The sequence below is a fragment of the Vibrio sp. 10N.286.52.C3 genome (assembly GCF_041468865.1).
Taxonomy (GTDB): Bacteria; Pseudomonadota; Gammaproteobacteria; order Enterobacterales; family Vibrionaceae; genus Vibrio; species Vibrio crassostreae_C.
Genome location: NZ_JBFRJM010000010.1, coordinates 1 through 18,284 on the forward strand (window position 1 = coordinate 1; position 18,284 = coordinate 18,284).

An 18,284-nucleotide genomic window follows, 5' to 3' on the forward strand; every position below is an offset into this window, starting at 1 on the left:
GCAATCACCGAAATACGCATTTTTGTGATTAATCCATACTACAGATCAATAACTAGCAAGGATTAGCATGAACAAATCATATGTAGCTTTACATGCCTACTTCTTAACCGTGAAGACAAACTGCATAAGTAGTTAAACGAACTCCTGTACAAATACACAATGCCGTTTCAAAACGGTAATCTCGAGTCTGTTACATTTAGATAGGTTATTAAAAACGCCATAAACTATCATAGATGACTATACTTCAATTAGATCAAATTACGCTTAGGGATAATGTATGTTTGGTGACTATTTAAAGGAATTGAGAGTCTCACTAGGTCTTACTCAGAGTGAGCTTGCTGTTAAGTTAAACCTTGCAAATGAAGAGTTTCGCTCTGTAGACGTGGTAACTCTCAGTCGTTGGGAACGAGGAAAAACCAAACCAACACTTGCAAAATGCCTAAGAATCTTGCGTTGTTTACAGGTTGACCTGAGTGACTTTTATGAATTAATACCTAATCCAAACGAAACAAAGCTACTAGACGAGATTGAACAACTTCGTTTTAATAACAGGGTAACGAAGCTTTCATCATTAAGTTATGAAGAGCCACAAGAGCCACAATCAACTTTAATTACTGAGATGCCACTTCTTTTGAAAGATGATGACAAGATACTATCTAGCCTTAAAATCTTTTACGAAACAGCCATCCATACACCGAAGGGTTTTTTCGACATTAATCTATATGACTACCAACAAAACAAACGAGCTATTTTAAAAAGATTTATAACAGAAAGCGGGCAGTTGGTAGGTCACTCAATTAGTTTTATATTCGAAAGTGACTATTTTGACAAAGTTACTCATTCAAAAATCATTGATATCGACCTGACAAAATCTGTCAGTTATAAAAATTCGACTAAGTTATCGGTTTGTAATTATAATCGTTACTCTTCTAATTTCCAGATATTTCGATGTATGTTAGTTTCTCAATTTATAAACCTAATTCACTATTCAAATGTTCAACGTTATTATTTCTTTAGTGCATGGCCTGAAATCGGACAAATTTTAGAGCAACTTGGATTTAAGAAAATAGCATTTGATATTGAGTCAGAAAAAGGAGGTTTTAAATTAGGCAACCGCTCATTCGAACATTGCTTATACGAAATTGATACAGCGACACTTCTTTCTCAACCCGAAATAATAACCCTCATAAAAACAACCCAGTGGGATAACCAATACTCAATCAAAAATCATTAGGCATAGCCAAACAGACTTTAAATTAAGATGCCTACCATCTTAAGTTTCTACACATAATAATACTTCGCCTTATGCAAAAGATTGGAGAAAACTACTGTGTTTGGCGAATACTTAAAAAAATATCGAATCGCGAATGAACTAACACAAAGTCAAGCAGCTACAAAGCTCAACTTACTCGGAGGAGATCTATCGAACATTGATACCGTTACACTTAGTCGATGGGAAAGAGGAACAACTAAACCAACTCTTAGCCGTAGTATTCGTGTTTTGCGAGAATTTACCAACGATCTTGAGCCTTATCTATCTAAAGTTAGTCATTTACAACATCAAGACCCTAGTTCTAAAAATAGAGTTGATCAATTCAATACTCTGATGGAAGAGAAATACCGTAGTTTAAATAACTTGATCGCCAGAGCAAATTATCAGTCAACATCGATGATCGAACACAATCCTGTTTGTGAATATCCGATTGGAAATTCTAATGATAGTGAGATTGTAAATTCTGTACTTGTTTTTCATGAGAAAACCTCTGATGAGAATATTAAGCATGGACTCTATAAAATCGATTTTTTAAAATATTGCAATGAAAAACGTTTCATTGCCTATAAATATGTCGACAGCGTCACAGGGGAGCTATTAGGACATAACATAGGCACTATATTCACGACTGAAGGTATGATCTCCGAAATTGAAACACTTTCTCAAAAGTCGATTGATGAAATAGATTTAAGAAAAACCGTTCCTTATAATAAAAGACGAAAATTAGCTTATTTTGCGGTGAGCCATCATTCGCTGTACGAGCGACCTTTTCGTCTACAATTAAATAGAGAATTCAGGTTTCTAGCAAAACACGCTAACATTACCGACTACTACACAACAGTTGCTATAAAGAGCTCAGCAGAAGTACTCGAAAAAATGGGATTTTCTGTTGTTTCGTACGAGAAAAAATCAACCAACGGTGCAATCAAAATTGGTAAACACTATTATTCTAAAGCTTTAATGCACATAAAAACAAGCCAGCTATTTACTCAACCCGAGTTCTTGAACTTGCTTACAGGCTGTCAAACCTGTTCAAACCCATGCTCAATTAGCTCTCAGTGTTGCTAAGCGGTCTCTTTCCGCGCACATTAACAGGAGTACCAATCCATCGAAAGATAGTTCTGATGGATGAACTCCTGCTTGCTTCAATCTTTCAAAACACAGCTCTACAGTTTTGACATTCGTATTCGATATTATTGAACCAATATACCTCATTATTTTCCCACTTAAATTATCAGTACAATCTATATACTATGTAATTAAGCGATTGAGTATTAAAGCATATGGTAAAAAGTTAGAATCTAATATGCTATGTTCGCTTGACTACATGTCAACCTCACGAACAATTACATCATCTACTTCATTGTTTAGTAATGTTACATAACTGCTCTGAGTCATGCCTCTTACAGCTTTCGTGTTTTGCATGCCATCCACATTCGTTAGACTTTTGTCAGAATAAATTGCTCGTATATCTCCATCGACTCGGCCTGAAAACGTGACATCATCAGCACTAATAGAAGCAATCGCTGAGGTTGCAAAAAATAAAAACGAACATAAAACGACCTTAATATTGACAAACGACTTCATAAACACCTCAAATGTAATTGGTTACATATGAGAGTTTAGCTTATTCGCAGGAAAAAAGAAGTCTAATGCCTACCAGCCACTCTTGCATCCGTGATGTTAGATTTGTAAACATTAATTTGTTCAGAAAAGTCCATTCATAACGATCATGATATAGCATGGATACGGCCACATCAATTCACCAGACTTATGCATATTATGCACTGGTTAGCGATTTGATGGCAGTTAAACCTTAGGGAGAGACCGAAGAGTAAAACGCTAATACATATCTTGCAAGTCTTCATAGTAGTTTAATGGTTTTACATTAAGAGAATTAAATTTTATCTAACTTCGTAATATTTAATACCTGAACCTAAGATCTGGTATGTAAACCATGATTCTTGGCAACACTTGATTATTCACATCAACGTAAGCTATGTAAGATCATAGATGAATAGTTAGACAGATTTAATCGAGTGCAAAAAAAAAGCATCACCATACCTTATAAGAAATAGGTCTAGTAATACTTTAATATTGATCAGGTTACCGGTAAGAGCTTATTCTAATACTTGGCCAGGAATGATCAAATCAGGATTTTCAATATCATTACTCTCAATGATCTCTTCTAAATCGAAGCCGAACTTTCTACGTAGTTCATATAACCAATCACCTTCTTGTACGACATAAGGTAATGTCGGCTTAACAGCAACTTCGGATATACTGTTAGACATAGTATCGAAGTCACAGTCCGTATCAGTTGGGTCAGATGTGCAATCCGGAGCTTTCGTAATTTCAAGTGACGAAGGGCGAGGTTCAACTTGGTCAGACTCAATCTTACGCTTGCTGTCATTGAAATAATAAGATAATCCAACCACGGCTTCTCGTTGATTTTGCCCAAAATCATCATTCAACGTTTGATTAAGTGCGATACTCGCACCCAAATATTCATTCAAAGCATACTCAGCAAGGTACTCTATTGTTGGATATTTATCTTCAAATCCGACTCCAACCTTTAAATCAATTTCTTCTCCATCATGTATACTATAAAGCAAACCTAAATCAGGTATGTACTCAGAATCATCTAATAATTTATAATGTTTGATACCTAGATTCAATTGAAGTCGGTTATATTGGTAGAGAAAATAAATAGATTGAGAATTCTCAAACATATCTCCATCAAAATTATAGCCATAGTTTGCCCCTACCCCCAAAATATGAGCAGTTGGCTTCTCAGCAACCGCTGCACCGCTGGTTAGTACTAGAAACATAAAAAAAATATTATTAATTAGTCGGTTCACAGGTTCACCTCATAAACAACATTAAACGACCCTTGGTAATTACCTGAACTGAGTGCATTTCCATCGACATCAAAACTAACATCGTATGCTACATCAACTTTGTTACTACCTTCTCCATTCACTGTAATCACTTCTGAATCAGGAAAAGATACGGTATTAAGTACTCCGTCTTGGACAATCACCTTGTCAGGGCTTTCGCAGCCAATGGCACACGTGATTGTGTAGGGTATCTTTTCTAGCGAGTTATCAATATTTGTAAGCTCATAGTCACCTGACGTAGGGCTAAATGTCATAATAACGCCTGTAGGTAAAGTCCCTAACAAGCTAACATCATACCTCGTTGTACCAGAGATCCTTTTTGTTGCAGTATCATACTGGGGTTCAATATTCCCGTCTCCAAGTACCGTTAATGATTCAAGGATCGCAGCTTGATAATCAATCGTGATAATTAACGTCTCCGGCACTCTGGTATAAGTCATCGTACCGGTTTGACTTGTAAAAAAGTAAGTGGGTGAAAGGTTAATTGATGCCGTAAAAGTTCCAGATCCAACAGGGGCTGCGAACACATCATTACTGATATTAGGCAAAGCGAAAGCAGGTCGATAAAACTTAAAAGGCTCTATTCGGCTTGTTGATGTGTAACCCATTCGCGACACACACAAAGTCGACTCTTGGCCCACTTTCGCACTCGAACCACTTATATTTGTAGCTGCACACTCATTGGCAACTCCCATTCCCACATTTGACCCGTAGTCTTTTGATGTGAAATAACTAGCCGAGCTACCCAAATTATACTCAACGCCTAACAACTCCAGGCTGGTGTTAAAACTTTCGCCTGTAGAATGATTAACAAAGCTAACGTTATTAACGGGTTGGTTATCCATCGTTGCGGGATACCACTCTGCCGTTGGTTGCTCTTGCGCTATCGTCCATGCAGATGGAGATATAGCTTCACTACCGAAATAACTATTTGGCGCCGCATTGTTCCAAACCACAGAGTTGTTTGCTGTAATCGTTCCGTATACATCTGCAGCATGGCTACTATCTAAAGCCGTGAATAATAGCGCTATACTAATTAGGCTATTTCTTTTTAATAGTGATATTTTTGTTATAACTGTAATCATGGTTGGCTACCTTAACGGATAACGAATCGACATTTTGCAGGCCTTCTGCTAATTTTATGGTTTTCTTTCGACCAGATAGTATTGTATTAGTTTGTTTACATTTGTTACTAACAGAATTCGGTTTACAGTTATCAAACTGTATGTAGAAAAATGTGTTACCATTATTTTCCACATAAACTTCTGAACCGTTATATTTAACTTTGTAGTCAACATTAGTATTTTTTGCAGGTACAATATAATAAGGAGCATAACCATAATTAATACCAATTATACTTTCTTTTTTATCTCCATCGATAACGCTAGGCATGAAAGTCACTTGATAAACTTTGTCCTTCTCTAAATCATCACAATTAACCTGACATAAATTCTTTACTGATACACGACGTCTTTCCCCCGGATTTAATATCAGTTTATTGGGTAATAGCGCAAGATCCCATAAAGGTAAATTATCTTTTGTTAGCTCTACCTTTTCTAACTCTCCGTTTTCAACCTTTACTTGGCTAACGTTACCTTTTATATATTCAGGTTCAGTTTTCGAACTAGTCAGAGTAAAAACTCCATTACCATCTTCTCCAGCTATAAGAAGCATTTTATCTATGCTAAATGCATGGCTAAAAGAGGTCGTCATTAATAGTATCGAAGTAAATATTACACGTTGCATAATTTTCTCTATGTTAGTTATAAGCATATGGCGTCATCTCCATATGAACTGCATAATTAATGAGTTCATCAACATACAGTTTGTTTGCCGTAGTTAGTTGCTCAGGAGACTTAGCGAATATATACAAATAACCGCCAAGCTTTTTGTTTATAATTTCAACACCTGAGTTGTTCAGTTTGTTCTGATAGTTCAATACAATATTACTATCCTTGTATTGCCCTAAGTAGTAATAATAAACACCATCAACTAGGGCTATCTGATAACCTTCACTATTTTCTTCGAATGATGGCATACAGAAGTTATTACCTAAATTCAAATTATTAACCGATGATAACTCCGGTATTACACATTGGTTTTCCTTAGATATAATTTTGTAAGGTTGTTTATCTTTCACCTTAAATTGATACACACCTTCAACAAGCTTGTCAGTAGAAACACAACCTCCACCGATACATTCAACTCCGTCTATTGGATTTCCATTTATATCACTAAACGTCGATATAAATGATTTCAACTCAGACAACGACGTATCCAAACGGATAACAGTTCCTGGATAACTAGTAGCCGACGTATAAGACTCACCATTGTTGTAAAAATCAGAGGCTTCCGTATCAAGCTTGAATTCATATTCATAGAACTCTTTTAATGGATATACCGTCAAAGCATCTCCACTAACATAAGCATTGCTTTGTTTTCCATTCTGCTCGGAGTTAACTACCGCCAAGAATTTTCCATCCGAAGACAGTTCCCCTGTATCATTATTCGAAATAAAATAAGAAGATGACTTTTCACTCGTAAACTCTATTCCTTGAGAAGTTACGATATTACTTGTACCAATATATGCAGAAACACTTGTATTGCTACTTGAATTGATATAGGTATAAGAGTTTGAGTCAATATATTTATTCTTATAATTTGCAGACAATGATAAATCGGCACTGCTTTGGTCTTCAGTAGAATCTTGATAATAAAGTCCCGCAGAGCTTGATACATTTAGATTGTTTCTGTTAATTAGACTACTTGAGACTGTATCTCTATGCGATAGCGCAACATCACCACTATCATCTATTTGTGCTTGTGTACTATGTGTGTATGTGTTTTCCTGGCCTATTGGAATAATTATTGAGGCCATAACACCATAATTTATATCGCTCGATTCACTTGCTGATAACTCTAAGTTCACCTTTGAGTCAAGTGGTAATGATGATATCTGCACGCCACTTCTTGCAGACCAACTTTCTGATTCATTATTATAACCATTACTAAAATCTTTATATTGGTTTTTTGTTAATATACCCGATATATATGATGATATATTTCTCGTTAAGTACTTGTTGTAATTTACTGATAATGACGTATAGTTCGAGTTACTGAATAAAAGTTGAGACAAACTAATATCTCCAATACTATTATCATTTTCACTATCAAATTTTGTGTAAGATACACTTAAGTTATAAATCCCCACATCAAAATTATAAAAACTAGATCCATCGTCAAATAATCCTGTTACTGCCGATATTCTGGACACTTCCCCTAAAGATAAGTGACCACCAACATAATTATAATTATCTTCCCCTGTAATAAACGAACCTGCACCCAGTGCAAAAAAATCCGTAACTTGATAGCTCAATTTCCCATTGGTGAACATTGGACTTTCATAATTATCATAAGCAAAGTTGATGGATTTCTGGTCAAAATCGTCCTCTAGTCCCGTATTCGTCAGGTCTCTTGATAAATAACCGGCTGTAATATGATAATCTAGTTCGCCGGTTTTAATCGACGAAGAGCTTGTATTGACTATCAACCTATCTTCTGTGTAAAACTCTTCACTGCCATCAAATATTCGAATTGTCGCAGTATAAGTACCAAATGGTAGCTCGTTATAGTCAAAGTATTCTTGCCCTGCATCCACATTACGACTTAATAGAACACGGCCTCTATCATCATTAATTTCTAGTCGACCAGCTCTTGAAATGTTCAAATATACTCGTCTAGAATTAGAAGATGATTTTTTTACTAGCTCTCTCGTCGATCCAATCGACAACATGTAACCAGAAGTTTTGCTGCCATTTTCTAAAAACTGAGTACTATTCCAAGGGCGTTCTTGGTATTTATACCCGACAGAGAAACGAGTATTACCACCAACATAGTTATACGATGAGTCATCCGAACTGAAACCATTGACATCACTAAAGTTTAGATCATTATGCAAATAGCCATACTTGCCAAAACCTGCATAATTTTCATGTTGATAAGAATAAGACGATGTATAATCAGTGTTGTCGCTATAAGAACCAGATAGATTCAAACCATGTGACATAATGATCGCGTTTTGATCGATCTCTTCTTTTACAAATTTTATTTCTGACTCTTCTATTATCTCAGTTAAGAATTGTGAGTTAACATGAATAATCAATGATTGGCTATCTGGCACATAAACAAAATCATATAAATCAGGTAGTAGACCACATTCACTTCGATAACCTTTACAATCTAGGCTCGATTCAACCCCATTTACCAGTGTTGTTGCCATCGCATCGCTAACATCTTTCTCAATACCAAGTTCATTCGCCAATGCTTGTGCTACAAGTTGTTTTTGTGAAGTGGGAATTCTTACTTCATCACCCGAGATGAAAGCTTCCGAATAGAATAATTTGTTGTTATCAGCCGAGAGAATTAGTGGCATTCTTATCAACTTCTCTTCAAACATATCTTCAAATCCATCTGGAATATTTGCGACGGATTTTGAACTATATATTATGGCCAAGAAAAATATGATAATTAAGTTTAAACCAAACCAAAGTCTAATAAACATTATAGTTGAAGCTCCACATTGAACGTAATACGACCATTGCAATCTAATGGCTCATCACTCGGTATATTTTTATTTGTCACTAATTCAAATTCATTGGTAGAGTTTTCATATTCAGTATTTTTAATATTATTAAATTCAAAGTTTGGTATATCTGAAATATCAGAGTAATGTTTTCTATCGATATAGAGATCGACAAAATCATCATACATAGTCTCACCGCTATCGTTGAAAACACATTTAGAAGTGAACTCTGATATGTTATAACTGTATTCAAACGAATCCCCAGAGCTTGTTGGTATATTCGTTCTAATATAAGAATAAAAACGCCCATTTAGAAAGGTTTCGTTCTCACCATCATACTTCAGTGCAATAAACTCATCAGATAAATCTACATTTATAGAATAGTCATACAAATTCGCTCTATTTATTTGTGTATTTACTGGAAATGAATAGCTTTCATAGCCAAAGCTATTGAAACTAAAAATAACAAGCAATAATAGAAAGAAATAATTTATATAGATATTCATTTTCATCAGCCTCGAAAAACAAGGCACTTAATTAATTAAGTGCCTATCAAATAATGAGATTTTTTCTTATGGCAAAGTTGCAATCATATCAACGTTAACGATAACTTCTGTACCAGCAATATCATCTGGAGTTGAGTGTGCTGTATCGTTAGCAACATACAGTTGAATCGTATCGCCTGCTGAAAGTTGAGTTGAAGCTAAGTAGTCAGCTGCAGTAAGTTCCGTCGCTGAAAGGTTATCGCCGACGACAATGTTAGGCTGTACTTCACCCATTGAAGCTGGAAGCACATTTACTTGTGATACCGTCCAGTTAGCTGGAGTTAAAGCCCCAAGCACAGCCCCCGTGTAGTCATGCGCTTCCAAAACAACTGCTTTAGTCGTTGCGAACGTACCGTCAGCGTTCACCTGTAACGTACCAACAAAAGAAGCAGGGTCTTCACTACCGCCCGCACCAGTAACAAGGATGTCACCGTTGGATACAAAACCAGGAACAAAGCCGCTGAATACTACAGAACCAATAGAGGTATCGCCAGGTGCAGAAAAAGCTGGAACAGATGTAATTGCAGATAGCAGTGTAATAAGTGTTAGTTTTTTCACTTTTATTTCCTTCGATATATTCATAATATGATTAGTTAGCCCCTTGCTAACTTCGGGTGTATGATATGCAATGAATAAACGTTTTGGTTAGCAAGTAAAGAAAAGTGACCTTCCGATATGCCTAGTGGATATTTGAGCAAGAAAACCATTCACCTAAAAAATAACCTAGGCATTTAATTCCTTAGGTTACTCATTCGCTAATTTAGTAACTGGTATTAGATCCCACCTTCGGTCTTATCTTATAAAAGTAGTTATTCACATGAACAACCCCACTTCAATATAAATACTAGAGACGTATAACAGTTTGAGTTTTAACTTATATCATTGCTAATAGCGCCAGCTGTCAACTAGGCACTCACCAGTGCCAGATACTAGCTCGTGCTAATTTAAAGTGATTTAGCCTTGTTAGAATACGCAAATAAATAATGGGCTGTGCTCTCTTTGCTTAATTCCCATAACATTCACTAATGAGTATTAAATACATGATGAGAATAAGTACATACGCACCTTTTCATAAATTATCCCTGTCAGTAGCGATATCATTGGCGCTGTTTGGGTGTGGTGCATCTAGCGACGAAGCGACTACTAACTCCAAACCCGAATCTCCAACATCAGGAGATACCCTTTACTATGCTCAGGATGTAATTCGTCAAAGCACTCCCACAAATACCTTTTTTGTTGATTTGTCGAATAATATGGAGTCATCTGATGATTCGTCAGTTACATTAACGACAGTTACGTCTTTGAATAATAGCTATGATTGTAATGTTGTATCCCAAAATGCCAATGGCTTCACCATTAGCGCTCAAAGTGCAAAAGTGTGCGACTACCGCTATCGAGTTGGCGCTGCGCTACCTTCTGACATCGCTATGAGCTCCCATAGTAACCATGGAGAGGCGCGTATTAGCGCTACTTCAGCAACATCAGGAGATGGTTTTGCTGAAGCGACAGTTCGTGCGGCTGTCGGTGAGTCAACTGAGCAACTTACACCGATTTCAGGACTAACCTCCTCTTTCACATCTGTACAAATAGATATCGCTAAAGAGCTTGGGAACGCGGGGTACTCTCTAGACACAAGCACATATGCATTAGCAACCACGGTTACATTGCCTAATGGTGATGCGACAAATTCAACTGCTATTGCAAACACATCAACTAATACGATTGATTACACCCCAGGAGATGGCATACCAAGCGGCGTAGAACGCATCCTATATAGCTATAGTGATGGTTCAAGTGTGTTAGCTGGTAGTATTGATATCGCGGTCTCAACAGACACAAACAGTGCACCAACAGCAGAATCTCGTAGGAAAATCAGTTATATAGATCCAGACTCTGGTGACGAGGTAGCTAAAATTCCTTATGGTAAACAATTAAGGTTCAATGTTGCGGATCTTATAAGTGACCCTGACGGTGATACTCTTCATCTCGTTGACATATACAGCTTTGGTGCAACCATCTTAATTCCAAACGATGCCAACAACGATGGTAATCTTTTCAATGATACTGAGTTTGATTTCACTAGTACCCAACCTGGAGAAACATCTGTGTCCTATGTTGTGTCTGATGGAAAAGGGGGCTATGCCACAGGAATTTTGCAAGGTTACGTCGGTAACCCATATGAGCCAATCGTCTCAGGGAATATCTACCTACCACCGTTGATGTACGCAGATGCTAAAGATGCTGAAATCATCGCCACACCTCAAGTTGGTAACGGTACTACCGCTTTAAATGGTATCACCACGGCTTCTCACGATTGGCACACTGCTAATCACTTGTGCCAAGCTAGAGGAGCACGATTGCCAACGGTGACAGAACTTCGAAGCCTATATGATGATGGCAATACTAGTGGCCGTTTGTTTACTAATCACAACTGGCCAATTGACGTTAGCTACTGGGCTAGTAACCAAGGAGCAAGTGGAACTAGCTATCATCATTCCGTAAACATGGCAGATAGAGTTGTTAGTACATATGATGCCAATTCGAGTGTTCGATTTGCTGCTTGCGTCGATGCAACACCTCTAGGGTATCCAGTTAAATTCCTTGGTGATGACATTGGTAATGATTATCTATTTGATACTCGTATCAATGCTCAAGTGACGTTTGGCTGTGGGTTTATTGTAGATTCTATCTCGCAGGTAGGAGGTGCTCATATTGGAGGCACTGGCGGAGCCAAACATACAATAAACGTTGCTGACATAGGTAGAGTTAGAGCTGTCTGGGGACCCACAGAGTTTGGGTCTGGAAACGATATGTCTCGACTCTTTCTATATAATAAATCTGGTGGCTTACTGTTAACCTGTGGTAGCAAATCTTACTCAGGTCACTATAGCGATGAATATACTCTAACCGCAGATGAGCAGTTAACAGGCTTTAGGGCCACAGGAGACAGCTACCTAAATGGATTAGAGCTTTGGGTTGATACCGAATAATCCTAAGACGCTAGCGTTAAACTAGTTATTCGTAACTAGTTTAACGCTAGACTGCACACTATTTATGTTTCAATTTAAACAATTTCAACTCAAACCTCACTATTACATCCAATCTAACTTTAGTCGAACTGGCAGGCATTAAACACTTGATACTAGGCTAGTATCTTGAGATGTTTAGCTTTCTATTTTGGTACATTAAGGCAGCAATGCCGTAACACTCTCGAGACGTTCTATAATATGAACACGTTTACCGCATTGAACTTTCATTGAATAAAAAGGATTTATCATGAACAAACTCGTCATTATCATCTTATGTGTACTGCTTCCGCCTGTTGGCGTGTTCTTCGCTCGCGGCGCCGGGAAAGATTTGGTGATTAATATCATTCTTACTTTCTTCTTCTGGGTTCCAGGAATGATCCATGGTCTGTGGGTAGCCACCCGCTAACCCTTATTAACAAATAGATACCGAATAAAATATCCATAAAAACAAGCTCCTAGCCATGAAGAGTTAAAAATAGGATGAAATGAAAGTACTTTTCCACTATCATCCTGTCGCCTAAACGTAAGCGATTGCTTTCACAGATTTCGCTGAGTTTAGGCTCCAACTACATAACACTTCAAATGGTGGGAGCCTTCAATGACACAACTTACGATTACTCGTCCTGACGACTGGCACGTTCATCTACGCGATGGCGAAGTATTAAAAGATACAGTTCGCGATATCAGCCGTTACAATGGTCGAGCGTTAATCATGCCAAATACGATCCCACCGGTAACCGATACCGAAATGGCTCTTGCTTACCGTGAACGCATCATGGCAGAGCAGCCAAGTGAACAATTCCAGCCTCTAATGGCACTTTACCTGACAGACAACACAACACCTGATGAAATTCGTAAAGCGAAAGAATCTGGCGCTGTTGTAGCAGCGAAGCTATACCCTGCTGGCGCAACAACAAACTCTGATTCAGGCGTAACTTCTGCTCAAAAGATTTACCACGTACTAGAAGCAATGCAGGAAGTTGGCATGCTACTTTTGGTACACGGTGAAGTAACGACTCACGATGTTGATATCTTTGACCGTGAGAAGCAGTTCCTGGACACAGTACTTGCACCGATTGTGAACGACTTCCCTAACCTGAAGATTGTTCTAGAGCACATCACAACTGCAGATGCTGCGACTTTCGTGAAGAACGCGAACGACAACGTTGCTGCGACTATCACCGCTCACCACCTGCTTTACAACCGCAACCACATGTTGGTTGGCGGCATTAAGCCACACTTCTACTGCCTTCCTATCCTAAAGCGCAACACGCACCAATTAGCGCTTATCGAAGCGGCAACAAGCGGCAGCAAGAAGTTCTTCTTGGGTACAGACTCTGCACCACACGCTAAAGGTGCAAAAGAGTCAGCGTGTGGTTGTGCAGGTTCTTACACAGCGCACGCTGCGGTTGAACTGTACGCTGAAGTATTCGATTTAGAAGGCAAGATTGAGAACCTAGAAGCATTCGCGAGCCACAATGGCCCAGACTTCTACGGCATGCCACGTAACTCAGATACAATTACGCTCGTTAAAGAAGAGTGGAATGTTGCTGAAACGATGCCTTTCGGTTCAGACATCGTTGTGCCAATCCGTGGCGGCGAGGCGATTGCTTGGTCTGTAAAATAAGCACTTGGGCTGTTAAATAAACACCCTCCATTTAGCGAAAAGGGTCACCATAGTAATTATGGTGACCCTTTTTTGTTTCGATGAAAGACTGTCTTATTCCCAGCAGTAATTTAACGATTACTTACCGCGAATTTTTCCGATAGCAGTCCAAATAGCAACGACAATCAATCCAGATAAAACCCCAATCACACCATTTAATAGCGTTGGTACCACCGCAGTCGCAATCGTATGCCCACTGAAGTCCATAATAATCGGTTCAATTAAGTGATGAATCGCAGGAACGTTGTGCACCACAATACCGCCGCCAACCAAGAACATCGCCGCAGTACCGACCACCGCAAGCGTCTTCATTAACTTGGGCGCAAACGCGACTAGCCCGTTACCCAATCGAGTTTTAATGCCACTGCCATTCGATGTTCGCTGGAGATAGAAACCTAAATCATCCAGCTTAACGATCCCTGCCACTAAGCCATAAACACCAATCGTCATCACAACCGCTATCAAACTCACCACAAGAATCTGAGTCACGATACTTGTACCCGTTACGGTACCCAGCGCAATTACAATGATTTCCGCAGATAAGATAAAGTCAGTCCGAATCGCGCCTGCTACCTTTCTCTTCTCATACTCTTCAACAGATTCACCCGAGCTGCTTTCCTCATCTTTCTCTTCGTGTTGATGAGCATGAGGAAAAAGCTTTTCTAAGATTTTCTCTGCCCCTTCAAAACAAAGAAACAGACCACCAATCACCAGTAGTGGCATGATCAACCAAGGAATGAATGCACTGATCAATAGTGCTGCCGGAACCAAAATCAGCTTGTTTTTAAATGAGCCTTTGGCGACCGCCCATACCACTGGGATTTCTCTTTCAGCAGAAACACCGGATACCTGCTGGGCGTTAAGGGCTAAATCGTCACCTAATACGCCTGCGGTTTTTTTAGCGGCTACCTTAGACATCAATGCGACATCATCCAACACGGTTGCAATGTCATCTAGCAGTGTTAGTAAACTTGCTCCAGCCATTTTGTTGTCTCTTTATAAAGAATTGAACCATCAATAAAATGTAACACCATCAATTCACTCATCAAAGTTATGAGTCTGTAAAAAATAAAGTCACAAGTTGTGTTTTCTATTGCTGTCTCTGTTAGACAGGAATAATCTGTCTTAATCTTTCACGAACATAAAAGAAAAAGTATTGATGAAAAGTGAATCTACCTACCCGATTGGTAAGCCAGGGCAAAAATGGCAACAAGCAGAACGTGAAGCATGGTTAGCTCAACGAACGGTTAAGCGTGAATACCAGCAAGAAGTTGTACCAAAGATTAAAGCACTGGCAGACCGCTTTGACATCGAACAATACGGCGCACTGAGCTACGACGAAGCTCGCTTCCCACTCTTCGCTATCAAGAGCAAAAACTGGGACGAGTCAAAGCCGACGATTCTGGTGACAGGTGGTGTTCACGGTTACGAAACCAGTGGCGTGCATGGCGCGATCAAATTCGCTGCGACTCAAGCAGAAAAATACACGGCGCACTTCAACATTGTTGTCGCACCTTGTGTGAGCCCTTGGGGCTACGAAGTGATCAACCGCTGGAATCCAAATGCTGTTGATCCAAACCGCTCTTTCTACGACGGTACGCCAGCAGAAGAATCAGCAAACCTACGAGCTCTAGTAGCGTCTCTGCCAGAAGTATTGGTTCACGTTGACCTGCATGAGACGACTGACTCTGATGAAACTGAATTCCGACCTGCACTCGCAGCTCGTGATGGCATTGAGTACATCGAAGGTATGATCCCAGACGGTTTCTACACTGTTGGCGATACTGAAAACCCACAACCTGAATTCCAAGCTGCTGTCATCGCTTCAGTTGAAAAAGTAACCCACATTGCGCCTGCGGATGACGAAGGCAAGATCATTGGTTCAGACGTCACTCAACACGGCGTGATCAACTACCCAATGAAGAAGCTTGGCTTATGTGGCGGCGTGACTGACTGTAAGTACGGTACAACCACAGAGGTTTACCCAGACAGTGACAAAGTAACAGACGAAGAGTGTAATGATGCTCAAGTTGCTGCTGTTGTTGGTGCTTTGGATTACGTTATTCAGCACGAATTGAACGCGTAAGCGTAAACCCGCTCATGGCTAGAACCGGGCACCTAGACTAATAACTAAGAGCCAAGAACTAAAAGAGCCACAAATGACTACTCACTTGTGGCTCTTTTTTGTTTCTCTTTCGCTGATGTCTTCTACGGCATAAAAAAGCTCCCTTGCACGCGGTGCAAGGGAGCTTTGAATCTGCTGATTAGAGTAAGTTCCTATCTAGAGGTACTTACTTAGTGGCCGGAGTAACCGTTTCTTGCCCTTTACCGACTTCTGTCAGTAGGCCTTTCAACAAGCTCACACAACCAATCAAAAGAATGATCGTAAACGGCAGTGCTGCAATAATCGTAATAGATTGCAGAGCTTGGATTGATTGAGTACCACCAATCCACAGCATCACCATCGCGATAGCACCTGAGATAACCGCCCAAACGACTTTCTGTTTCACTGGCACTTCTAATTTACCACCCGCCGTCATGCCATCGATAACGATAGAACCTGAGTCCAACGTTGTAACGAAGAACACGATGATCAGCGCGACTGCGAGAACAGACAGAATGCTACCGAACGAGTAAGCATCTAGCATGTAAAACAAGCTTAGAGATACGTCTGTAATGCCTTGGTCGAGGCCAAGTTGCCCCACATGGTTAATTACTTGCTCGATAGCTACGCCACCGAAGATCGACATCCAAGCCGACGTTACCAATGTTGGGATAATCAGTACGCAAAGTAGGAACTCACGAACCGTACGGCCCTTAGAAATACGCGCTACGAACATACCGAAGAATGGTGCATACGCAACCCACCATGCCCAGTAGAACACAGTCCAGCCATGCAGCCATGTTGTGTCTTCACGACCCGCACTTTGGCTCAAAGCTACGATATTTTTCACATAGCCCGTTGCCGCCGTTGCCATTGAATCAAGCACAGTTGTGAAATTCAATACAGCGATAAGACCAAGGAATATGAATGCAATAACCATGTTCAGGTTACTTAGGAACTTAACACCACCGTCCATGCCACGCATAACAGAGATGATCGCCAAGCCCATAATCAAAACGATAATTGATTGCTGAAGGAAGATGTTGTTTTCCAAGCCGAACACGTGGCTAATACCACTTGCTGCTTGTGTACCACCTAAGCCCAATGAAGTCGCAAGGCCAAACAGAGTAACCAGTACGGTTAGTACATCGATTACATCACCAGTTTTGCCCCACACACGCTCACCCAGAATTGGGTAAAACACAGAACGCATTGATAGCGGTAAGCCTTTGTTATAAACAAAGTACGCCAGACAAAGCGCCGTCATGCCATAGATAGCCCATGCATGAAAACCCCAGTGGAATACGGTTGCGCCTAGCGCCAGTTCACGACCAGCGGCTGTGAAAGGTTCTGCGTCTAATGGCGTTCCGAACCAGTTAGTGAAGAACGCAGTTGGCTCTGCAACACCCCAGAAGATAAGTCCAATACCCATACCTGCTGCGAATAACATCGCAATCCAAGATGACATTGAATAGTCCGCCGTCGCGTCTTCGCCACCTAAACGGATTTTACCCAACGGTGAAAAAGCAAGAACAACAGCAAACGCTAGCATGATGTTAGCTCCCCACATAAACAGGAAGTCAAACTTTGATAGAACAGCACCCTTAATAGAATCAATTGCAGCTTTAGCATCTGCAGGAGGAAGAGCAAGAAGAGTGATGATGAAGAGAAGAGATAAGCCAACTGAGGCTACGAAAACTGTGTTATGGACATCCATGCCCCATTTACTGACGTTGTCTTGACCAACTTGATAGTCAGTAGAATCAATACTGTACTTTTTTGATTTAAAACTCATAAATTATGATGTTCGCATATCCGATTCAACGAATATAAGGACGCTCTCCATATCCAACTACTACTTGATTGGCTCGCCGCATCGCCTAAATAAAAGGCAATAAAAATCACAATAGTTAGTGATAAATGGACTTACTGGCTCAATCCCAAGGCGCACATTATAGCACAGCTCAAAGCATTTTGACTGATTTTTAGCTCAATAGTCACCCAAACCACCGTTGATAGTGATAGTTAACCCAATAAAAACAGAATAAAACAAAAGAATAAAAACCTTCAAATACAACAATTTAAATTAAAATGACGCACCGTAAAATCACATCCAAACTTTTTACAGATAATTTTAATAATCACCCAATTTACTTATAGCTCTAATAAAAAAGGTTCATCGCGG

Annotated in this window: 15 protein-coding genes; 6 read left to right on the forward strand and 9 right to left on the reverse strand. The window is 39.6% G+C overall.

Annotated features, from left to right (window positions below; genetic code table 11):
- The first annotated feature begins 277 nt into the window (after positions 1–277).
- Positions 278–1,234, forward strand: coding sequence for a helix-turn-helix domain-containing protein (locus tag AB4138_RS04160; RefSeq protein WP_102332686.1), 957 nt, complete (start codon positions 278–280; stop codon positions 1,232–1,234).
- 96 nt (positions 1,235–1,330) lie between these two features.
- On the forward strand, positions 1,331–2,341 hold the full coding sequence (locus AB4138_RS04165) for a helix-turn-helix domain-containing protein (RefSeq protein ID WP_102321327.1): 1,011 nt from the start codon (positions 1,331–1,333) through the stop codon (positions 2,339–2,341).
- A gap of 255 nt (positions 2,342–2,596) precedes the next feature.
- On the opposite strand, the gene AB4138_RS04170 is transcribed toward AB4138_RS04165, so the two are convergent.
- From AB4138_RS04170 to AB4138_RS04200, 7 genes are all read right to left on the reverse strand, one after another.
- On the reverse strand, positions 2,597–2,860 hold the full coding sequence (locus AB4138_RS04170; protein WP_017062773.1) for a hypothetical protein: 264 nt from the start codon (positions 2,858–2,860) through the stop codon (positions 2,597–2,599).
- 533 nt (positions 2,861–3,393) lie between these two features.
- A complete protein-coding gene (locus AB4138_RS04175; protein WP_372305078.1) occupies positions 3,394–4,134 on the reverse strand; it encodes a LysM peptidoglycan-binding domain-containing protein in 741 nt (246 codons plus the stop codon).
- On the reverse strand, positions 4,131–5,258 hold the full coding sequence (locus AB4138_RS04180; protein WP_372305081.1) for a hypothetical protein: 1,128 nt from the start codon (positions 5,256–5,258) through the stop codon (positions 4,131–4,133). The genes AB4138_RS04175 and AB4138_RS04180 overlap by 4 nt, the downstream gene beginning before the upstream one ends.
- The gene (locus AB4138_RS04185; protein WP_229648578.1) at positions 5,215–5,919 is read right to left on the reverse strand and encodes a hypothetical protein; all 705 of its coding nucleotides are present in this window, start codon (positions 5,917–5,919) and stop codon (positions 5,215–5,217) included. Before AB4138_RS04185 ends, AB4138_RS04180 begins: the two co-directional genes overlap by 44 nt.
- 13 nt (positions 5,920–5,932) lie before the next feature.
- Positions 5,933–8,734, reverse strand: a complete 2,802-nt coding sequence (locus AB4138_RS04190; RefSeq protein WP_102321324.1) for a CS1-pili formation C-terminal domain-containing protein — start codon at positions 8,732–8,734, stop codon at positions 5,933–5,935.
- Positions 8,734–9,261 carry a hypothetical protein gene (locus AB4138_RS04195; protein ID WP_240800848.1) on the reverse strand — a complete coding sequence of 176 codons (528 nt, stop codon included), beginning with the start codon at positions 9,259–9,261 and terminating at the stop codon, positions 8,734–8,736. Before AB4138_RS04195 ends, AB4138_RS04190 begins: the two co-directional genes overlap by 1 nt.
- A 66-nt stretch (positions 9,262–9,327) precedes the next feature.
- Positions 9,328–9,858, reverse strand: coding sequence for a hypothetical protein (locus AB4138_RS04200; protein WP_102321323.1), 531 nt, complete (start codon positions 9,856–9,858; stop codon positions 9,328–9,330).
- A gap of 743 nt (positions 9,859–10,601) precedes the next feature.
- Between AB4138_RS04200 and AB4138_RS04205 the strand changes: the two genes are divergently transcribed.
- From AB4138_RS04205 to pyrC, 3 genes are all read left to right on the forward strand, one after another.
- The gene (locus tag AB4138_RS04205; protein ID WP_372134416.1) at positions 10,602–12,290 is read left to right on the forward strand and encodes an adhesion domain-containing protein; all 1,689 of its coding nucleotides are present in this window, start codon (positions 10,602–10,604) and stop codon (positions 12,288–12,290) included.
- A 286-nt stretch (positions 12,291–12,576) separates the two neighbouring features.
- On the forward strand, positions 12,577–12,735 hold the full coding sequence (locus AB4138_RS04210; protein ID WP_017059962.1) for a YqaE/Pmp3 family membrane protein: 159 nt from the start codon (positions 12,577–12,579) through the stop codon (positions 12,733–12,735).
- A gap of 192 nt (positions 12,736–12,927) precedes the next feature.
- A complete protein-coding gene (gene pyrC / locus AB4138_RS04215; RefSeq protein ID WP_372129481.1) occupies positions 12,928–13,956 on the forward strand; it encodes a dihydroorotase in 1,029 nt (342 codons plus the stop codon).
- Positions 13,957–14,073: 117 nt separating this feature from the next.
- Here pyrC and AB4138_RS04220 read toward each other — a convergent pair whose 3' ends face one another.
- Positions 14,074–14,979, reverse strand: a complete 906-nt coding sequence (locus AB4138_RS04220; protein ID WP_372126458.1) for a DUF808 domain-containing protein — start codon at positions 14,977–14,979, stop codon at positions 14,074–14,076.
- Between the two features lie 175 nt (positions 14,980–15,154).
- On the opposite strand from AB4138_RS04220, the gene AB4138_RS04225 reads away from it, so the two are divergent.
- Positions 15,155–16,081 carry a M14 family metallocarboxypeptidase gene (locus AB4138_RS04225; RefSeq protein ID WP_017064294.1) on the forward strand — a complete coding sequence of 309 codons (927 nt, stop codon included), beginning with the start codon at positions 15,155–15,157 and terminating at the stop codon, positions 16,079–16,081.
- A 205-nt stretch (positions 16,082–16,286) separates the two neighbouring features.
- On the opposite strand, the gene AB4138_RS04230 is transcribed toward AB4138_RS04225, so the two are convergent.
- Positions 16,287–17,894, reverse strand: a complete 1,608-nt coding sequence (locus AB4138_RS04230) for a BCCT family transporter (RefSeq protein WP_372305086.1) — start codon at positions 17,892–17,894, stop codon at positions 16,287–16,289.
- Positions 17,895–18,284 lie beyond the last annotated feature (390 nt).

Excerpts from the sequence above, each read along its gene's own strand:
- AB4138_RS04180 (WP_372305081.1), bottom strand. The coding sequence starts at position 5,258 with ATGATTACAGTTATAACAAAAATATCACTATTAAAAAGAAATAGCCTA.
- AB4138_RS04225 (WP_017064294.1), top strand. The coding sequence starts at position 15,155 with ATGAAAAGTGAATCTACCTACCCGATTGGTAAGCCAGGGCAAAAATGG.
- AB4138_RS04230 (WP_372305086.1), bottom strand. The coding sequence starts at position 17,894 with ATGAGTTTTAAATCAAAAAAGTACAGTATTGATTCTACTGACTATCAA.
- AB4138_RS04220 (WP_372126458.1), bottom strand. The coding sequence starts at position 14,979 with ATGGCTGGAGCAAGTTTACTAACACTGCTAGATGACATTGCAACCGTG.
- AB4138_RS04160 (WP_102332686.1), top strand. The coding sequence starts at position 278 with ATGTTTGGTGACTATTTAAAGGAATTGAGAGTCTCACTAGGTCTTACT.
- AB4138_RS04185 (WP_229648578.1), bottom strand. The coding sequence starts at position 5,919 with ATGCAACGTGTAATATTTACTTCGATACTATTAATGACGACCTCTTTT.
- AB4138_RS04170 (WP_017062773.1), bottom strand. The coding sequence starts at position 2,860 with ATGAAGTCGTTTGTCAATATTAAGGTCGTTTTATGTTCGTTTTTATTT.
- pyrC (WP_372129481.1), top strand. The coding sequence starts at position 12,928 with ATGACACAACTTACGATTACTCGTCCTGACGACTGGCACGTTCATCTA.
- AB4138_RS04195 (WP_240800848.1), bottom strand. The coding sequence starts at position 9,261 with ATGAATATCTATATAAATTATTTCTTTCTATTATTGCTTGTTATTTTT.
- AB4138_RS04190 (WP_102321324.1), bottom strand. The coding sequence starts at position 8,734 with ATGTTTATTAGACTTTGGTTTGGTTTAAACTTAATTATCATATTTTTC.
- AB4138_RS04210 (WP_017059962.1), top strand. The coding sequence starts at position 12,577 with ATGAACAAACTCGTCATTATCATCTTATGTGTACTGCTTCCGCCTGTT.